The sequence below is a fragment of the Gordonia liuliyuniae genome (assembly GCF_021738805.1).
Classification (GTDB): domain Bacteria; phylum Actinomycetota; class Actinomycetes; order Mycobacteriales; family Mycobacteriaceae; genus Gordonia; species Gordonia liuliyuniae.
This window is the reverse complement of the sequence record NZ_JAKKOR010000009.1, coordinates 202,796-217,344: the sequence shown is the minus strand read 5'-3', so window position 1 is coordinate 217,344 and position 14,549 is coordinate 202,796. Positions and strand designations below refer to the sequence as shown.

Here is a 14,549-nt window from a genome sequence, read left to right as displayed (position 1 = left end):
ACCTAGCGTCGTCGAACGGTACGGGCGGCGCTGCGCATCTTGGCACCCTGCGGCATCGGGCCCTTGGGCATCGCGGCACCGGCGCCGCCCTTGGCCTTCAGTGCGGACAAACGGCCTTCCAGCGCGTCCATGCGCTTACGGTCGATGTTGCCGGGAAGCTTGCGGATGTGGCGCTCGAGCTTCGAGAGGGGGACCTGGCCCTCGTCGTTTCCGACGATGATCTCGTAAATCGGGGTGTCGCCGACGACTCGGGCGGACTTCTTCTTCTCCTGCGACAGCAGCGGTTTGATACGGCTCGCCTGACCTTCGCCGACGAGAATGACGCCCGGCTTACCGATCACCCGGTGCACCGCATCCAAGTGCGAGGTGCCGACGACGGCCTGCTGTACACGCCACTGGCCTTTGATGTTGCTGAGCGCCCAGCCTGCGGCTCCCGGCTGTCCCTCCGCCTTGCGGTACACGGTCTTCTGGACACGTCGACCGAAGACGACGAACGAGAGCAGCACGCCGAGGATCAGACCGAGCGGGATCATCAGCCACAGCGGGCCGAAGTTCGCGAACAGTGACAGCAGCACGAAGATCGCCGTCACGACGACGATGATCCCCGCCATCAGCGGGATGAGGACTGTGTCTTCCTTGCGCTGCATCTGGAACGCCTGCCAGATCTGCTGGCGCCGTTCCTTACTCGCTGCTTTACGGGCTGTCTTCGCGGCAGCCTTCGCCTCTTTACTCGCCTTGTCTTGCGCCTTCGCCATGCCCACAGTCTACGGTGCCCGCACCCGGGGGTCCGCACACCGGTCGACGACGTTCGACGCCGGTCAGTTGGCCAGACGAGCGAGCACGCTCGACGCCTCCTGCGCCGTCGATCCCTCGGCGGTCAGGTGGGCGAGTTCGGGCGCGAGCTCGCGACCGTGACGTGCCATCGCCTGCGCGTACAGGCGGCCGGCACGGTACGACGACCGGACCAGCGGCCCCGCCATGACGCCGGCGAAACCGATCTCCTCCGCGTACTGCGAATGCTCGACGAACTCCTCGGGCTTGACCCACCGCTCCACCGGGTGGTGGCGCGGCGACGGACGCAGATACTGGGTGATCGTCACGATGTCGCAGCCGGCCTCGTGCAGGTCGCGCAGCGACTCCCGGATCTCCTCGGGCGTCTCGCCCATGCCCAGGATCAGATTGGACTTGGTGACGAGACCGAAGTCGCGTGCCTGGGTCAGCACGTCCAACGACCGCTCGTAACGGAACGCGGGACGGATGCGCTTGAAGATGCGCGGGACGGTCTCGACGTTGTGGGCGAGGACCTCCGGGCGCGACTCGAAGACCTCAGCGAGCAGGTCGGGCTTCGCGTGGAAGTCCGGGATCAAGTTCTCCACACCGGTGCCCGGATTGAGTTCGTGGATCTTCCGGACGGTCTCGGCATACAGCCAGACGCCCTCGTCGGGGAGATCATCGCGGGCCACTCCGGTGATCGTCGAGTAGCGCAGCCCCATCGACTTGACCGACTCGGCGACGCGACGCGGTTCGTCCCGGTCAAGCGGGGCAGGCTTACCGGTGTCGATCTGGCAGAAGTCGCAGCGGCGAGTGCACTGTTCGCCGCCGATCAGGAAGGTCGCCTCGCGGTCTTCCCAGCACTCGTAGATGTTGGGGCACCCGGCCTCTTCGCACACCGTGTGCAGGCCCTCGCCTTTCACGAGCGCCTTCAACTCGGTGTACTCCGGGCCCATCGTGGCGCGCGTCTTGATCCATTTCGGCTTGCGTTCGATCGGAGTCTGCGCGTTGCGGACCTCGAGTCGGAGCAGTTTGCGGCCCGACGGGGCATCAGCGGGCGATGCGGGAGCGGGGGATGGGGTGGACGGCGAATCGGTCACTGCGGGATCAGTCACTGCGAGATTCCTACGGTTGCGGTTGCGGGTTCGGTTGCGGCGAGCGCGTCCTCGGTGTGTCCGGGAGACGGCGGGATCGGATCGTCGAGACAGGTGGCGACCTGAGCGGTCACCTCGTCGAGTACGTCGTCGACGGACAGTTCGACGTCCGTCTCCATCGTGATCGACGTGACGCCCGCATCGACGATTCCGCACGGGACGATGGCGTCGAACACCGACATATCGGGGTTCACATTCAATGCGAAACCGTGGAGCGTGACGCCCTTGGCGACCCGGATGCCGATCTGTCCGAGCTTGCGCTCGCCAGCGTCGTCGCGGATCCACACACCGGACCGGCCATCGACGCGACCGGTTGCCACCCCCCGCAAGGCGCACACCCGGATCAACGCCTCTTCGAGACGGCGCACGTAGTCGACGACGTCGACGGGTTCGGCGAGTTTGACGATCGGATAGCCGACGAGCTGGCCGGGGCCATGCCACGTGATGCGGCCGCCGCGGTCGACGTCGATCACGGCTGCGCCGTTCACCGGACGGTCGGAGTCCTCGGTGCGTCGGCCCGCCGTGTACACCGACGGATGCTCCAACAGGAGCATCACGTCATGGTCGATCTCACCGGACGCGCGCTTCTCGGCCAGTTCGTGCTGGAGCCGGTACGCCTCCTGATAGTCGACGGCACCGAGGCGACGAACCTCAATGGGTTCGGTGCTCAGCCGAGCGGATCCGTTACGCACAACAACGCTCCTGGACATCAACGAGAGAGAAAGGGAAAGAAATGAGGACGATGCAGACCTGAGTCGGAGACGGGAGCACGCACGCAACGTCCAACGTCGCACGCGGCCCGAACTATTCCCGCCCGACGACGACCGCCGCCCGCCCCGACCCTGGGGTCGCAGCGGACGGCAGTCATGGTCGAACGGAACGTCTTACAGCCCCAGATCGGCAGCGAACTCGGCCGCTTCCAGGCGGTGACGGACGGTCGTGAGGAAACGACCGGCGTCGGCGCCGTCGATCAAGCGGTGATCGTAGGTCAACGGCAGGTACGCCATCGACCGTGCGGCGATCGACTCGGTGCCATCCGGCGCGGTCAACACGACCGGACGCTTGACGATCGCACCGGTGCCGAGCATCGCGGCCTGCGGCGGAACCAGAATAGGCGTGTCGAACAGTGCGCCCTGGCTGCCGATGTTGGTGATCGTGAACGTACCGCCTGCGAGCTCATCGGGCTTGAGGCCGCCGTTGCGAGCGCGGTCGGCGATGTCGGCGATCGCGCGAGCGAGGCCGGCCAGCGACAGATCGTCGGCATTGTGGATGACCGGCGAGAGCAGCCCCTGCGGCGTATCGACGGCGATGCCCAGGTGCACGTTCGCGTGGTACGTGATCTCCTTGGCTTCTTCGTTGATCGACGCGTTCACGTTCGGGTGCACCTTCAGTGCCTCGACGACAGCCTTCGCGAAGAACGGGAGATACGTGAGGTTGACGCCCTCAGCGGCCTGGAACTTCGCCTTCGCCGACTTGCGCAGCGTGGCGATCCGGGTCATGTCGACTTCGTGGACCTGCGTCAGCTGTGCACTGGACTGCAGCGACTCACGGGTCTTGGCGGCGGTGATCTGACGGATCCGGTTGATCTTCTGCGTGGTTCCGCGCAGTGCCGCCAGTTCCGGGTTCGCTGCCGCCGCCGGCGCGGCAGCAGGAGCGGTGGGAGCGGCGGGAGTCGGGGCGGCAGCCGCCGGGGCCTTCTTCGCCTCGGCCGCGGCGATCACGTCCTGCTTACGGATACGACCGCCGACTCCGGTGCCGGTGACCGTCGACAGGTCGACGTCGTTCTCGGCGGCGAGCTTGCGGACGAGCGGGGTCACGTATGGCGTCGACTCGAGGGTGTTCGCTTCGGCTGCCGGTGCCGCGGGAGCCGCCGCAGGGGCGGGAGTCGGTTCAGGGGTCGGCTCGGGAGCCGGCTCCGGCGTCGGTGAAGCGGCGGGCTCGGGTTCTGGTTCGGGAGCTGGCGTCGCCGGGGCAGCGTCGGTCGGCGCGGCGTTCGCGTCGCCGACCACGGCCAGACGGCCACCGACCTCGACGACGTCGTCGGTATCGGCGACGATCTCGAGCAGGACGCCCGCGACCGGCGACGGGATCTCGGTGTCGACCTTGTCGGTCGAGACCTCAAGGAGTGCTTCGTCCACGTCGACGGTGTCGCCGATCTGCTTGAGCCAATTGGTGACGGTGCCTTCGGTGACGGACTCACCGAGTTCGGGCATCACGACATCGGTGCCGGACGCAGACCCGGCAGGAGCCGGCGCGGACTCCGGCGACGGCTGCGACGGCTCCGGTGCAACCGGTTCGCGCTGCGTCTGCGGCTCGGGCTCGACCGCGGGCTCGGGGGCCGACTCGGATTCGGCTGCGGGAGCCTGTTGCTCGGCCGGAGCAGATTCGCCTGCCTCACCGATCAGGGCGAGCTGGCCACCGATCTCGACGACGTCGTCCTCGTGCGCGACGATAGACGTGAGGACACCCGCCACGGGCGAAGGGATCTCAGTGTCGACCTTGTCGGTCGAGACTTCGAGCAGGGGCTCGTCGACTTCGACGGTGTCGCCTTCCTGCTTCAACCATTGGGTGACGGTGCCCTCGGTGACGCTCTCACCCAGTGCGGGCATCTCAACAGAGAAGGCCATTGCGTGTGACTCCCTAAACTCGTGAACTTTGTTATGTCCGGTCAAGCCGATGCGGGTCTGTCTGCGTGAGCGAGGGTATGCGCACGCATAGTGCAGGCGGTGGATCGACCGACTCCCGCGATTCACAGTACCCGCTGCCTGCTGCACGCTCAGGGGAGTGGCCCTCCTACCCACGAGTAGCCGTGGGTGGGCGGGATCAGCCGTTCTCGGCGATGTCCTCGAGGACCGCGACGAGAGTCCGCACAGGCACACCAGTGCCGCCCTTCGGCGTGTATCCCCAGGGGCCCGCAGTGTTGAATGCGGGACCGGCGACGTCGACGTGCGCCCACCCGACGCCGTCGGCGACGAACTCGCGCAGGAACATGGCCGCCGACAGCATCCCGCCCCACCGATGATTGGTGACGTTCGCGAGATCCGCGACCCGCGAGTCGAGGTCGCTGCGCAGCTCGGCGGGCATCGGCATCGGCCAGCCGTTCTCGCCGACGCGCTGCGAGAGGGTCGCGACTCGGTCGCGGAACTCGTCTGTGCCGAGGACGCCCGGAGTGCGGGTGCCCAGCGCGACCATCTGCGCACCGGTGAGGGTTGCGGTGTCGATCAGGTAGTCGGGCTCGTCCTCACACGCTCGGACGATCGCGTCGGCCAGGACGAGCCTGCCCTCGGCGTCGGTGTTGAGGACTTCGACGGTGGTGCCGCCGTACTGGGTGAGAACGTCGCCCGGACGCTGCGCAGTGCCTGACGGCATGTTCTCGGCCATCGGGACAGTAGCGATGACGGTGACGTTCACGTCGAGGCGGGCCGCGGCGACCGCGGTCGCGATCACAGCTGCCGCACCGCCCATGTCGGACGTCATCGCTTCCATGCCTGCCGCGGGCTTGAGCGAGATGCCGCCAGTGTCGAACGTGATGCCCTTGCCGACGAGGGCGACGGTCTTGTCCGACCCCTTCGCGTCGTGGACCAGCCGGACCAGGCGAGGAGGACGTGAGCTGCCCTTGCCGACGCCGACGATGCCGCCGTACCCCTCCCTGACGAGTTGCGCGTCGTCGAGGATCTCCACGCGCAGCCCGGCTTGGCTGCCGAGCACGCGGGCGCGTTCGGCGAACTCGGCGGGGAACAGATGGCTGGGTGGAGTGTTCACCAGGTCGCGGGCGATCGCGACGGAGTCGGCGACCGCCACCGAGTGATCGAGTTCGGCGCGGTTCTCCTTGGTCTTCGGGGCCAGCAGGCGCACCTGCGACGGCGGACGCTTGTCTGACCGAGACTTCTCGGTGCGGAACTCCTCGAACCGGTATGCGCCGAGATAGAAGCCCTCGACGACGGGCCCGATCGCGGCGGCCGACAGGGTCGACACCACCCGGTCGACGCCGTCGAGTGCGCGAATCGAGGTGCCTGCGGCCTTACGCAGTGCTTCGGCGTCGTCGGCGTCGTCGCCGAGACCGACAGCGAGGATGCGTGACACCGGCAGCGTCGCGGGAGCCGGGATCGTGGTCAGATCACCAGCCTTATGAGTCGCGCCCAACGCCGTCAACGCGCTGGACACGGCTTCGGCGGTCTCGTCGTCGAACAGATCGTCGGCGATCAGTAGGGTCGGTGGTTCGTTCTCTGCGTCGGGGGCGATCAGGCCGATCACCAGGACGTCGTCGTCCTTGGCGAGGGCGGTGGTCAGTTCGATGCGCGGGCCGCGTTCGCGGGCGGAGAAATCGTTGCTGCTCACAAAAGTCAACTCTGCCACAGTCATGGCCGGCCAAGTCGGGGGTGCCAGCAGTCGTGTGTACCCGGCGGGCATGTGCCCGGCAGGCATGTGCACCGGCAGTCTCCGACGGGCGTTACCGTATCGGGCATGACCGAACTCCTCGCCGGCCCCATCGCCGACCGTCACGTCGCCCTCGGAGCATCGTTCGCCGCGTTCGGCGGCTGGAACATGCCCGTCTCGTACTCCGGCACCGTCGCCGAACACGCTGCCGTCCGCGAAGCGGTCGGGATCTTCGACGTCAGCCACCTCGGTAAGGCGCTCGTCGCCGGCCCGGGCGCCGCGGCGTTGGTGAACCGGACGCTCACCAACGACCTGGGCAAAATCGTGCCGGGCAAAGCGCAGTACACGATGTGCTGCACTGCGGAGGGCGGCGTGATCGACGACTTGATCACCTATCTCGTCGGCGACGACGAGGTCTTCCTGATCCCGAACGCCGCGAACACCGCGACAGTTCTCGACGCGTTGCGCGCCGTCGCTCCCGACGACGTCGAGATCACCGATCTGCACCGCGAGCACGCGGTGTTCGCCGTGCAGGGCCCGCGGTCGACCGAGGTCCTGCAAGCGCTCGGTCTGCCGACCGAGATGGAGTACATGGCGTTCGCCGACGCACCGCTCGACGTCGACGGTGCGACCCGCGAGGTGCGCGTCTGTCGCACCGGGTACACCGGGGAGCACGGCTACGAGATCCTGCCGCGCTGGGCGGACGCCGGACCGGTCTGGGACGCCCTGATCGCCGAGGTCACCGCCCGCGACGGCATGCCCGCCGGGCTCGGCGCCCGCGACACCCTGCGGACGGAGATGGGCTACGCGCTGCACGGGCACGAACTGAACGTCGACGTGACGCCGGTCCAGGCACGCAGCTCGTGGGCGGTCGGCTGGGACAAGCCGGAGTTCTTCGGGCGCGACGCGCTCATCGCCGAACGTGAGGCCGGACCGGTCCGCCGACTGTACGGGCTGAAGGCGACCGGTCGCGGTGTCCCGCGCGCGGGCTGCACGGTTCACGCGGAGGCGGGCGGCGAACAGATCGGCGTGTGCACGTCCGGCACGTTCTCGCCGACTCTCAAGCAGGGCATCGCACTCGCGTTCATCGACGTCGCGTCGGGGATCAAGAAGGGTGCGAGCGTCGTCGTCGACGTGCGTGGACGCGCCCTCGAATGCGAAGTCGTCCTGCCGCCGTTCGTCGACGCGCACGTCTGATTCGCGGCGGCCGGACACAGGTGCGCGAAAACCTGATTGCGGGGCGGCGTTAGGATTGTCGGCATGACCTTGGAGTTCACCCGCACCGAACATCCGCACCCTGTATCCGAAGGTCGCCGCGCCGAGATCCTCGCCGCGCCGGGCTTCGGCAACTACTTCACCGACTACATGGTGTCGATCGATTTCGACCGGGCACAGGGTTGGAATCGGGCGCGGGTGACTCCATATGGCCCCATCGCGCTCGATCCGGCGGCGATGGTTCTGCACTACGCGCAGGAGATCTTCGAAGGACTCAAGGCCTACCGGCAGCCCGACGGCTCGATCGCCGCGTTCCGGCCCGAGGCGAACGCTGAACGGTTCGGCACGTCGGCTCGCCGACTGGCGATGCCGGAACTTCCGACCGACGTGTTCATCGAGTCGCTGCGTCAGATCCTCGCCGTCGACAACGGGTGGGTGCCGCCTGCGGGCGGAGAGGAGTCGCTGTACCTGCGGCCCTTCATGTTCTCCACCGAAGCTAGCCTCGGTGTCCGACCGGCCGACGAGTACCGCTATGCGCTGATCGCGTCACCGGCGGGCGCGTACTTCTCCGGCGGCGTCAAGCCGGTCAGCGTCTACCTGAGCACCGAGTACGTCCGCGCCTCGCCCGGCGGCACGGGTGCGGCCAAGTTCGGCGGCAACTATGCCGCGTCGCTGCTCGCGCAGGCGCAGGCCGCCGAGAAGGGGTGCGACCAGGTGGTCTGGCTCGACGCGATCGAACGCCGGTACATCGAAGAGATGGGCGGCATGAACTTGTTCTTCGTGTACGGGTCGGGTTCCCAGGCGCGCCTGGTGACCCCGGAGCTCAGCGGTTCGCTGCTGCCCGGTGTCACCCGCAAATCGCTGCTGACATTGGCCGGCGACGCGGGCTACGACGTGCAGGAACGCAAGGTCTCCACCGAGGAGCTCGCCGCCGACGTCCGCAGCGGCGAAGTTACCGAGGTGTTCGCGTGCGGGACCGCCGCGGTCATCACCCCGGTGGGACGCGTCCTGAGCGACACCGACGAGTACATGATCGGCGGCGGCGAGACCGGCGAGGTCACCATGGCGCTGCGCGACACCCTCACCGGACTACAGCGTGGTACCTTCGCCGACACCCACGGGTGGATGACCACGCTGTACCCGGCGCCGTAAAGCACTTACGCGCACAGGATCACGAGTGTGAGCGCGGTCGACAGTTCGATCACTGCGCCGAGCACGTCGCCGGAGACGCCGCCCATGCGTCGGCGGCAGTGCGCGGAGAACGCCACCGAGAACACCGCGACGGCGGCGACCGCGCACAATGCGCGGGTCCCCAGCGGCCACGCGGCACCGACGGCGAGGATCGTCCAGACGAGGATCGACCACCGCGCGGTCCCCGCGACGAGCGCACCGAATCCGTTGCTGTTGGCGGGCGGCAGTCCGGCGCGACAGACGTAGACGACGGCGACCCGGGCGAGCGCGACGGCGAACCCGGCCTGCCACCAACGCTCGTCCGCTGCCAACGCGCCGAACGCCACCGACTGCGCGCCGAGCACGATCGCCAGCGTCGCCGCACCGAAGGGGCCGACGTCGCCGCTGCGCATCACCTCGCGGATCCGGTCGGCGTCGCCGTAGCAGCCCAAGCCGTCCGCCGTGTCGGCGAGGCCGTCCACGTGCATGCCGCGTGTGGTCAACGCCAGCAGCGCGACGATGAGCACCCCAACCAGCAGGTCGGGGAGTTCGGTGCGCGAGAGTCCGTAGGCCGCAGCGGCCGCGACGCCGCCGAGCAGTGCGCCGACCAGCGGCACCGTCGCGATCACGGCGCCGCCCGTCGAACGATCCATCTCCACGCGTGGCGCGGGGACTGGGGCCACCGTCAGCCAGCTGACGGCCACGTGTACTGCGGTGAGCGGGTTACGCCCCATCGCTGACGCCGGCCCCATCGCTGACGCCTGCCCCATCGCTGACGCCTGCCTCTGCGAACGTGGCCATGTCGATCAGGGTGTCGACGGCGGACAACACGACCGACAGTGCGGTCAGTGCACCGGTGCCCTCACCGAGTCGCATCGACAGATCGACGATCGGTTCGAGTCCGAGGTTCTTGAGCGCGAACGCGTGCGCTGGTTCGGTCGACTGGTGGCCCGCCAGCCACCACGATGACGCGCCCGGAGCCATCTGTTCGGCGACGAGAGCCGCGGCGGTCGTCACCACACCGTCCAGGATCACCGGTGTCCTGCGGACGGCCGCCTGCGCGTAGAAGCCGGCCATGGCCGCGACATCGGCTCCGCCGACGGCGGCGAGCAACGACAGAGGCTCGTTGCGGTATCGGCGGCCGAAGCGCATGCCGTCGCGGATCGCGGCGGTCTTCCGGATCCAGGTCTCGTCGTCGATGCCGGTACCGCGGCCGACGACGACCACAGGCTCCTGCTCGGTGATTGTGCCGATGAGCACGGCGGCCGGGGTGGTATTGCCAATTCCCATGTCGCCCGCGATCAGCAGGTCGGCTCCCGAGTCGACGAGGCCGTCGGCGATGGCGCGTCCGGCAGCGACCGCGCGGCGCGCCTCACCGATCGTGAGCGCTTCGCCTCGTCGGAGGTCTCCGCTGGAGTGCCGCACCTTGTAGTCGGTGTTGACGGTGTGGCCCGCGGGCAGGTCGACGTCTGCGGCGATGTCGAATGCATGGACGCTCGCGCCGATGCGCCGGGCCAGCACGTTGACGGCGGCGCCGCCTGCCGCGATGTTCGCGATCATCTGCGCCGTCACTTCCGGCGGGAACGCCGACACGCCGCTCTGCGCGACACCGTGGTCGCCGGCGAACACGGCGACCGCCGGAGCGCTGATCCGGCGCGGCGGACACTGCGACTGGCATGCCGAGATCCAGACGCTCAAGTCTTCGAGCAGTCCGAGCGATCCGGGCGGTTTCGTGAGAGTGAGTTGCCTGGCCTGTGCTTCGACGACAGTCGACGGATCGGGCGGGTCGATCGCGGCGAACACCTCGGCGTCGGTCCCGTCCGGCACGGCCGGGCCGACGAACTCGACGGGGGTGTTCTCGTGAGCAGGGGTGTTTCCCCGAGCGGGCACGGGCACAGCGGTGGGGCCCACCGGTGCGGCAGGCGGCTCGAACTCGGGGGTCTCGTCGGCGGGGAGGTCGAGGACCCGGCCGGCGACGACGAGGCGAGCGGAGTCGACGACGTCAGCGACGCGGGCGTTGAGGGCGCCGAGTTCGTCGGCGAACCGTCGACCGGCGACGGTCGACGCGACCACCGACAACCCGACTTCAGGGCTGACGACCACAAGGTCGCCGAGATGGTCGCCGATCGCCGCGCACAACTCGTCGACCTGAGCTTCGATGGACACCGTCGGGTCGTCCCAGGCGTGCGCGCGGTCAAGGACGCCGGTCAGCCAGGTGCCGAGATCGTCGAGGAGGGTCGCCGTCGTCGGGTCGTCGCGCAGGTCGGCGGCGGGATTGGTGGTCTCGACGGTGGCGAACCGCTCCGGGCGCCGAGCGCGATGCGCGTCGACGCGGGCGCGCCATGCGGCGTCGTCGGCTGTGGGGACCGGCCCGGTCGCCAGGTACCGGACGCAGTCGGCGTCGGCGAGGAGGCGTTCAGCGTGCGCTGACTTGCCCGAGCGGGTACCGCCCAGCACCAGAGTGCGCACCGTTAAACCTTGTCACCCGGCTTGACGAGCGGCTTCGGCGCGCGCATCATCCGCAGCTGCATAGCTCGGGTGAAGGCGTACCAGCCGAGACGGAATCGGCTCTCCTGCGTGTCCGGGTGGCGTTCTCGGACTCGCTTGTTCACCATGCGGCCGAGGATGTAGGAGTCGATCGCCATGAACACGACGAACACCAACAGCACAAGGTTCGCCAGGCCCGCGATCTGCGGGATCATGATCGCGACGATCAGGAACACCGCGAACGGCATGAACAGTCCTGCGAAGTTGCGGCGCGAGTCGACGATGTCGCGGGTCATCCGGCGGACCGGGCCCTTGTCGCGGGGCATCAGGTACTTCTCGTCGCCGCTCATCATCTTCTCGCGCTGCTCGAGGCGAGCCTCACGACGTTGCGCGCTGAGTTCCTTGCGTTGGCTCTTGCTCATCGTCGACTTGAGGGCCTTCTTGCGGGCACGGGCCTCGGCGCGTGTGGCTGGTGGCGGTGCCACGGGGCCGCGGCGCTTGCTCTGGGCGTCGCGCCGCTTCGGCGTCGGACGTCCCTTGCCGGGCGTCTGCGTCGGCTTCTCGAGCGACACCTCGTCGGCACGGGCGGCGTCGGTGGTCGGGGCGTCGTCGACGGTGTCGTCGGTGCTCGTCGCATCGGATTTCCAAGGCAGCTTCACGCCTTCGAGACTAGGCGATGACGGGCCGTCGTCTGGAATCGGGCGGTAGCCTGCAGCACATGAACCGACCAGCCGGTGCGCGCGGAGCGATGGTCGTGGTCGCGCCGGACGAGTACGGCGGGACGCTAACGGCGACCGAGGCCGCGGCCGCGATCGTCGACGGCTGGTCGTCGGTGCGGCGCGACGACCGGTTCGATGTGCTGCCGCAGTCGGACGGCGGCCCGGGCCTTGTGGCGGTCCTCGCCGCTGCGGGAGCGGTCGCCGTCCATACGGCGCGAGTGTCGGGGCCGTTGGGTGGCCCGGTGATCGCTCAGTATGGGATCGCCCTCGACGGGACCGCGTATGTCGAGGCGGCTCAGGCGTGCGGACTCGCGATCCTCGGACGACAGCCGTCGCCGGAGACCGCTCTCGCCGCCACCACCACCGGGGTCGGCGAGTTGCTGCGCATCGTGATCGCCGACGGCGCCCGACGCATCGTCGTCGGGCTCGGCGGCAGCGCGACGACGGACGGCGGCCGGGGTGCCCTCGAGGTGCTCGGCGGGCCGGCGAGCGCCGCCGAGCTGCTGCGCAGGGTAGAACTGGTGGTCGCGTCCGACGTCGACAATCCGCTCCTCGGTCGGCACGGTGCGGCGCAGGTGTTCGGTCCGCAGAAGGGGGCGGACGCGGCCACGGTCGCAGTGTTGGGGGCCCGGCTCGCCGCGTGGGCAGACGATCTGGCGCGGGCTGGACGCGACGTCCGCGACTCGCCAGGCGCTGGGGCGGCGGGTGGACTCGGCGCCGCGCTGCTCGCCGTCGGTGGTCGACGCCGTGCGGGAACCGATGTCGTCGCGGACGCGACCGACCGTCGCCGGCGGCTCGCGGCGGCAGACCTTGTCATCACCGGCGAAGGGCGGTTCGACGCGCAGACCGCCCACGGCAAGGTCGTCGCGGCGCTCGCCGCCGACGCCCGACCCACGCCGGTCCTGGTCCTCGCGGGGCAGGTGTCGGGACAGGTGGAGATAGACGGTGTGACAGGCGTCTGGTCGGTCGTCGAGCATGTCGGATCACTCGACTGCGCGATGAACGATCCCGGTCCGTCTCTGGCGAGCCTGGCCGCGCGCGTAGCAGCCGAATGGGGCCCAGCGGGCTTGCCGTGAGGATCGCCGGAAGGGGGACGCTGCGGGAATAACGCGATGGCGAGTACCGTTGTCCGTGTCAGACCGACGACGCCGGGTCCGCCAGATCCATGTCAGCGATTGACGACAGACGTATTCAAGGAGCGCTCATGACTGTCCAGAACGAAACCACCGAAGCCGGTATCGTGCTCAGCGACGCCGCAGCAGCAAAGGCGAAGGGCCTTCTCGACCAGGAGGGCCGCGACGACCTGGCACTGCGCATCGCCGTTCAGCCGGGTGGTTGCGCCGGTCTGCGGTACCAGCTGTTCTTCGACGATCGCCAACTCGACGGTGACGTCATCTCCGACTTCGGCGGCGTGAAGCTGGCCGTCGACCGGATGAGCGCACCCTACGTGCAGGGCGCGACCATCGACTTCGTCGACACTATCGAGAAGCAGGGCTTCACCATCGACAACCCGAACGCTACCGGCAGCTGCGCCTGCGGCGACTCGTTCAACTGACCTTCACCGGTCCGCACGACGGCCGCGACTCCCCACGGAGTCGCGGCCGTCGTCGTCGGTGCCCCCGCGGATCGTGACCCACCCCGCTGATCGAGGAGAGTCGAGATCCCACTAGGTTGGACTGATGTTCATTGCCGTCTGTGGATCGCTCGCGACCGATCATCTGATGAAGTTCCCCGGAAAGTTCTCCGAACAACTGGTGGCCGACCAGCTCGAGCACATCTCGCTCAGTTTCCTCGTCGAGGACCTCGTCCTGCATCGGGGCGGTGTCGGCGGCAACATCGCGTACGCGCTCGGGGTGCTCGGCAATGAGCCGCTGCTGATCGGCGCGGCGGGCGGCGATTTCGACGACTACGAGAACTGGCTGTCCGAGCACGGCGTCGACTGCCGTGGCGTGCACCGCTCGAAGACCAAGCACACAGCACGTTTCATGTGCACCACGGACGAGACGATGGCCCAGCTCGCCACGTTCTACGCGGGGGCGATGACTGAGGCAGGCGACATCGACCTCGTCGACGTCGTCGCCGACAAGCATCCGGACCTGGTGTTGATCGGCGCCGACGATCCGGCCGCGATGGCTCGCCACACTGCGGGATGCCGTGCCGCGGGCATCAGGTTCGCCGCGGACCCGTCCCAGCAGTTGGCGCGGTTGGACGGCGACGTCGCGCGTGACCTGATCGACGGTGCGGCCTACCTGTTCACGAACGAATACGAGTGGGGTCTCCTCAAGCAGAAGACCGGCCTGTCCGATGACGACATCGCGGGGATCGTCGGCGTCCGGGTGACGACGCTCGGCGCGAACGGCGTCGACATCTTCGACACCGACGGGACGACGACCCACGTCGACGTGGTCCCGGTGAACGCACAGATCGACCCGACGGGTGTCGGAGACGGCTTCCGCGCGGGTTTCCTGACGGGTGTGAGCAAGGGGCTGACCTACGAGCGATCCGCCCAACTCGGCGCGATGATCGCGACCCTCGTCCTCGAATGTGAGTCGACCCAGGGGTGGGAGTGGGACGTCGAGTCGGCCGAGAAGCGTCTGTCCGCCGCATACGGCGCTGACGCCGCGGCCCAGATTCGCGCCGTCCTCTAGCCCCCGCC

Annotated in this window: 13 protein-coding genes; 5 read left to right on the top strand and 8 right to left on the bottom strand. The window is 68.6% G+C overall.

Going from position 1 to position 14,549, the window contains the following annotated elements:
- Positions 1 to 2: 2 nt before the first annotated feature.
- From L5G33_RS12825 to L5G33_RS12805, 5 genes are all read right to left on the bottom strand, one after another.
- Positions 3 to 755 (bottom strand): DUF4191 domain-containing protein, encoded by a 753-nt coding sequence (locus L5G33_RS12825; RefSeq protein WP_236998565.1) that lies wholly within the window; start codon positions 753 to 755, stop codon positions 3 to 5.
- Positions 756 to 818: 63 nt separating this feature from the next.
- The gene (lipA, locus tag L5G33_RS12820; protein WP_372476907.1) at positions 819 to 1,886 is read right to left on the bottom strand and encodes a lipoyl synthase; all 1,068 of its coding nucleotides are present in this window, start codon (positions 1,884 to 1,886) and stop codon (positions 819 to 821) included.
- Positions 1,883 to 2,617: a lipoyl(octanoyl) transferase LipB gene (gene lipB / locus L5G33_RS12815; RefSeq protein WP_372476906.1), complete on the bottom strand. Its 735-nt coding sequence runs from the start codon at positions 2,615 to 2,617 to the stop codon at positions 1,883 to 1,885. The genes lipA and lipB overlap by 4 nt, the downstream gene beginning before the upstream one ends.
- Positions 2,618 to 2,809: 192 nt before the next feature.
- Complete coding sequence (gene sucB, locus L5G33_RS12810) at positions 2,810 to 4,552, bottom strand: 2-oxoglutarate dehydrogenase, E2 component, dihydrolipoamide succinyltransferase (RefSeq protein ID WP_236998563.1); 1,743 nt, start codon at positions 4,550 to 4,552, stop codon at positions 2,810 to 2,812.
- A 196-nt stretch (positions 4,553 to 4,748) separates the two neighbouring features.
- Positions 4,749 to 6,263, bottom strand: coding sequence for a leucyl aminopeptidase (locus L5G33_RS12805; RefSeq protein ID WP_236998562.1), 1,515 nt, complete (start codon positions 6,261 to 6,263; stop codon positions 4,749 to 4,751).
- A 126-nt stretch (positions 6,264 to 6,389) separates the two neighbouring features.
- Here L5G33_RS12805 and gcvT point away from each other — a divergent pair, with 126 nt between their 5' ends.
- Complete coding sequence (gene gcvT, locus L5G33_RS12800) at positions 6,390 to 7,499, top strand: glycine cleavage system aminomethyltransferase GcvT (protein WP_236998561.1); 1,110 nt, start codon at positions 6,390 to 6,392, stop codon at positions 7,497 to 7,499.
- 63 nt (positions 7,500 to 7,562) lie between these two features.
- Entirely contained in the window at positions 7,563 to 8,669 is a 1,107-nt protein-coding gene (locus tag L5G33_RS12795; RefSeq protein WP_236998560.1) for a branched-chain amino acid aminotransferase, read from the top strand.
- A 5-nt stretch (positions 8,670 to 8,674) separates the two neighbouring features.
- On the opposite strand, the gene L5G33_RS12790 is transcribed toward L5G33_RS12795, so the two are convergent.
- Genes L5G33_RS12790 through L5G33_RS12780 form a run of 3 tightly spaced genes read right to left on the bottom strand, consistent with a single transcriptional unit; the run spans position 8,675 to position 11,833 of the window.
- Positions 8,675 to 9,439 carry an adenosylcobinamide-GDP ribazoletransferase gene (locus tag L5G33_RS12790; RefSeq protein ID WP_236998559.1) on the bottom strand — a complete coding sequence of 255 codons (765 nt, stop codon included), beginning with the start codon at positions 9,437 to 9,439 and terminating at the stop codon, positions 8,675 to 8,677.
- Positions 9,411 to 11,156 (bottom strand): nicotinate-nucleotide--dimethylbenzimidazole phosphoribosyltransferase, encoded by a 1,746-nt coding sequence (gene cobT / locus L5G33_RS12785; RefSeq protein WP_236998558.1) that lies wholly within the window; start codon positions 11,154 to 11,156, stop codon positions 9,411 to 9,413. Before cobT ends, L5G33_RS12790 begins: the two co-directional genes overlap by 29 nt.
- Before the next feature lie 2 nt (positions 11,157 to 11,158).
- Positions 11,159 to 11,833 carry a DUF3043 domain-containing protein gene (locus tag L5G33_RS12780; protein ID WP_236998557.1) on the bottom strand — a complete coding sequence of 225 codons (675 nt, stop codon included), beginning with the start codon at positions 11,831 to 11,833 and terminating at the stop codon, positions 11,159 to 11,161.
- A gap of 59 nt (positions 11,834 to 11,892) precedes the next feature.
- On the opposite strand from L5G33_RS12780, the gene L5G33_RS12775 reads away from it, so the two are divergent.
- The 3 genes from L5G33_RS12775 to L5G33_RS12765 all read left to right on the top strand — a co-directional run bounded on the left by L5G33_RS12775 (position 11,893) and on the right by L5G33_RS12765 (position 14,541).
- A complete protein-coding gene (locus L5G33_RS12775) occupies positions 11,893 to 12,969 on the top strand; it encodes a glycerate kinase family protein (RefSeq protein ID WP_236998556.1) in 1,077 nt (358 codons plus the stop codon).
- Between the two features lie 128 nt (positions 12,970 to 13,097).
- Complete coding sequence (locus L5G33_RS12770) at positions 13,098 to 13,448, top strand: HesB/IscA family protein (protein WP_236998555.1); 351 nt, start codon at positions 13,098 to 13,100, stop codon at positions 13,446 to 13,448.
- 124 nt (positions 13,449 to 13,572) lie between these two features.
- Positions 13,573 to 14,541, top strand: coding sequence for a carbohydrate kinase family protein (locus tag L5G33_RS12765; RefSeq protein ID WP_236998554.1), 969 nt, complete (start codon positions 13,573 to 13,575; stop codon positions 14,539 to 14,541).
- Positions 14,542 to 14,549 lie beyond the last annotated feature (8 nt).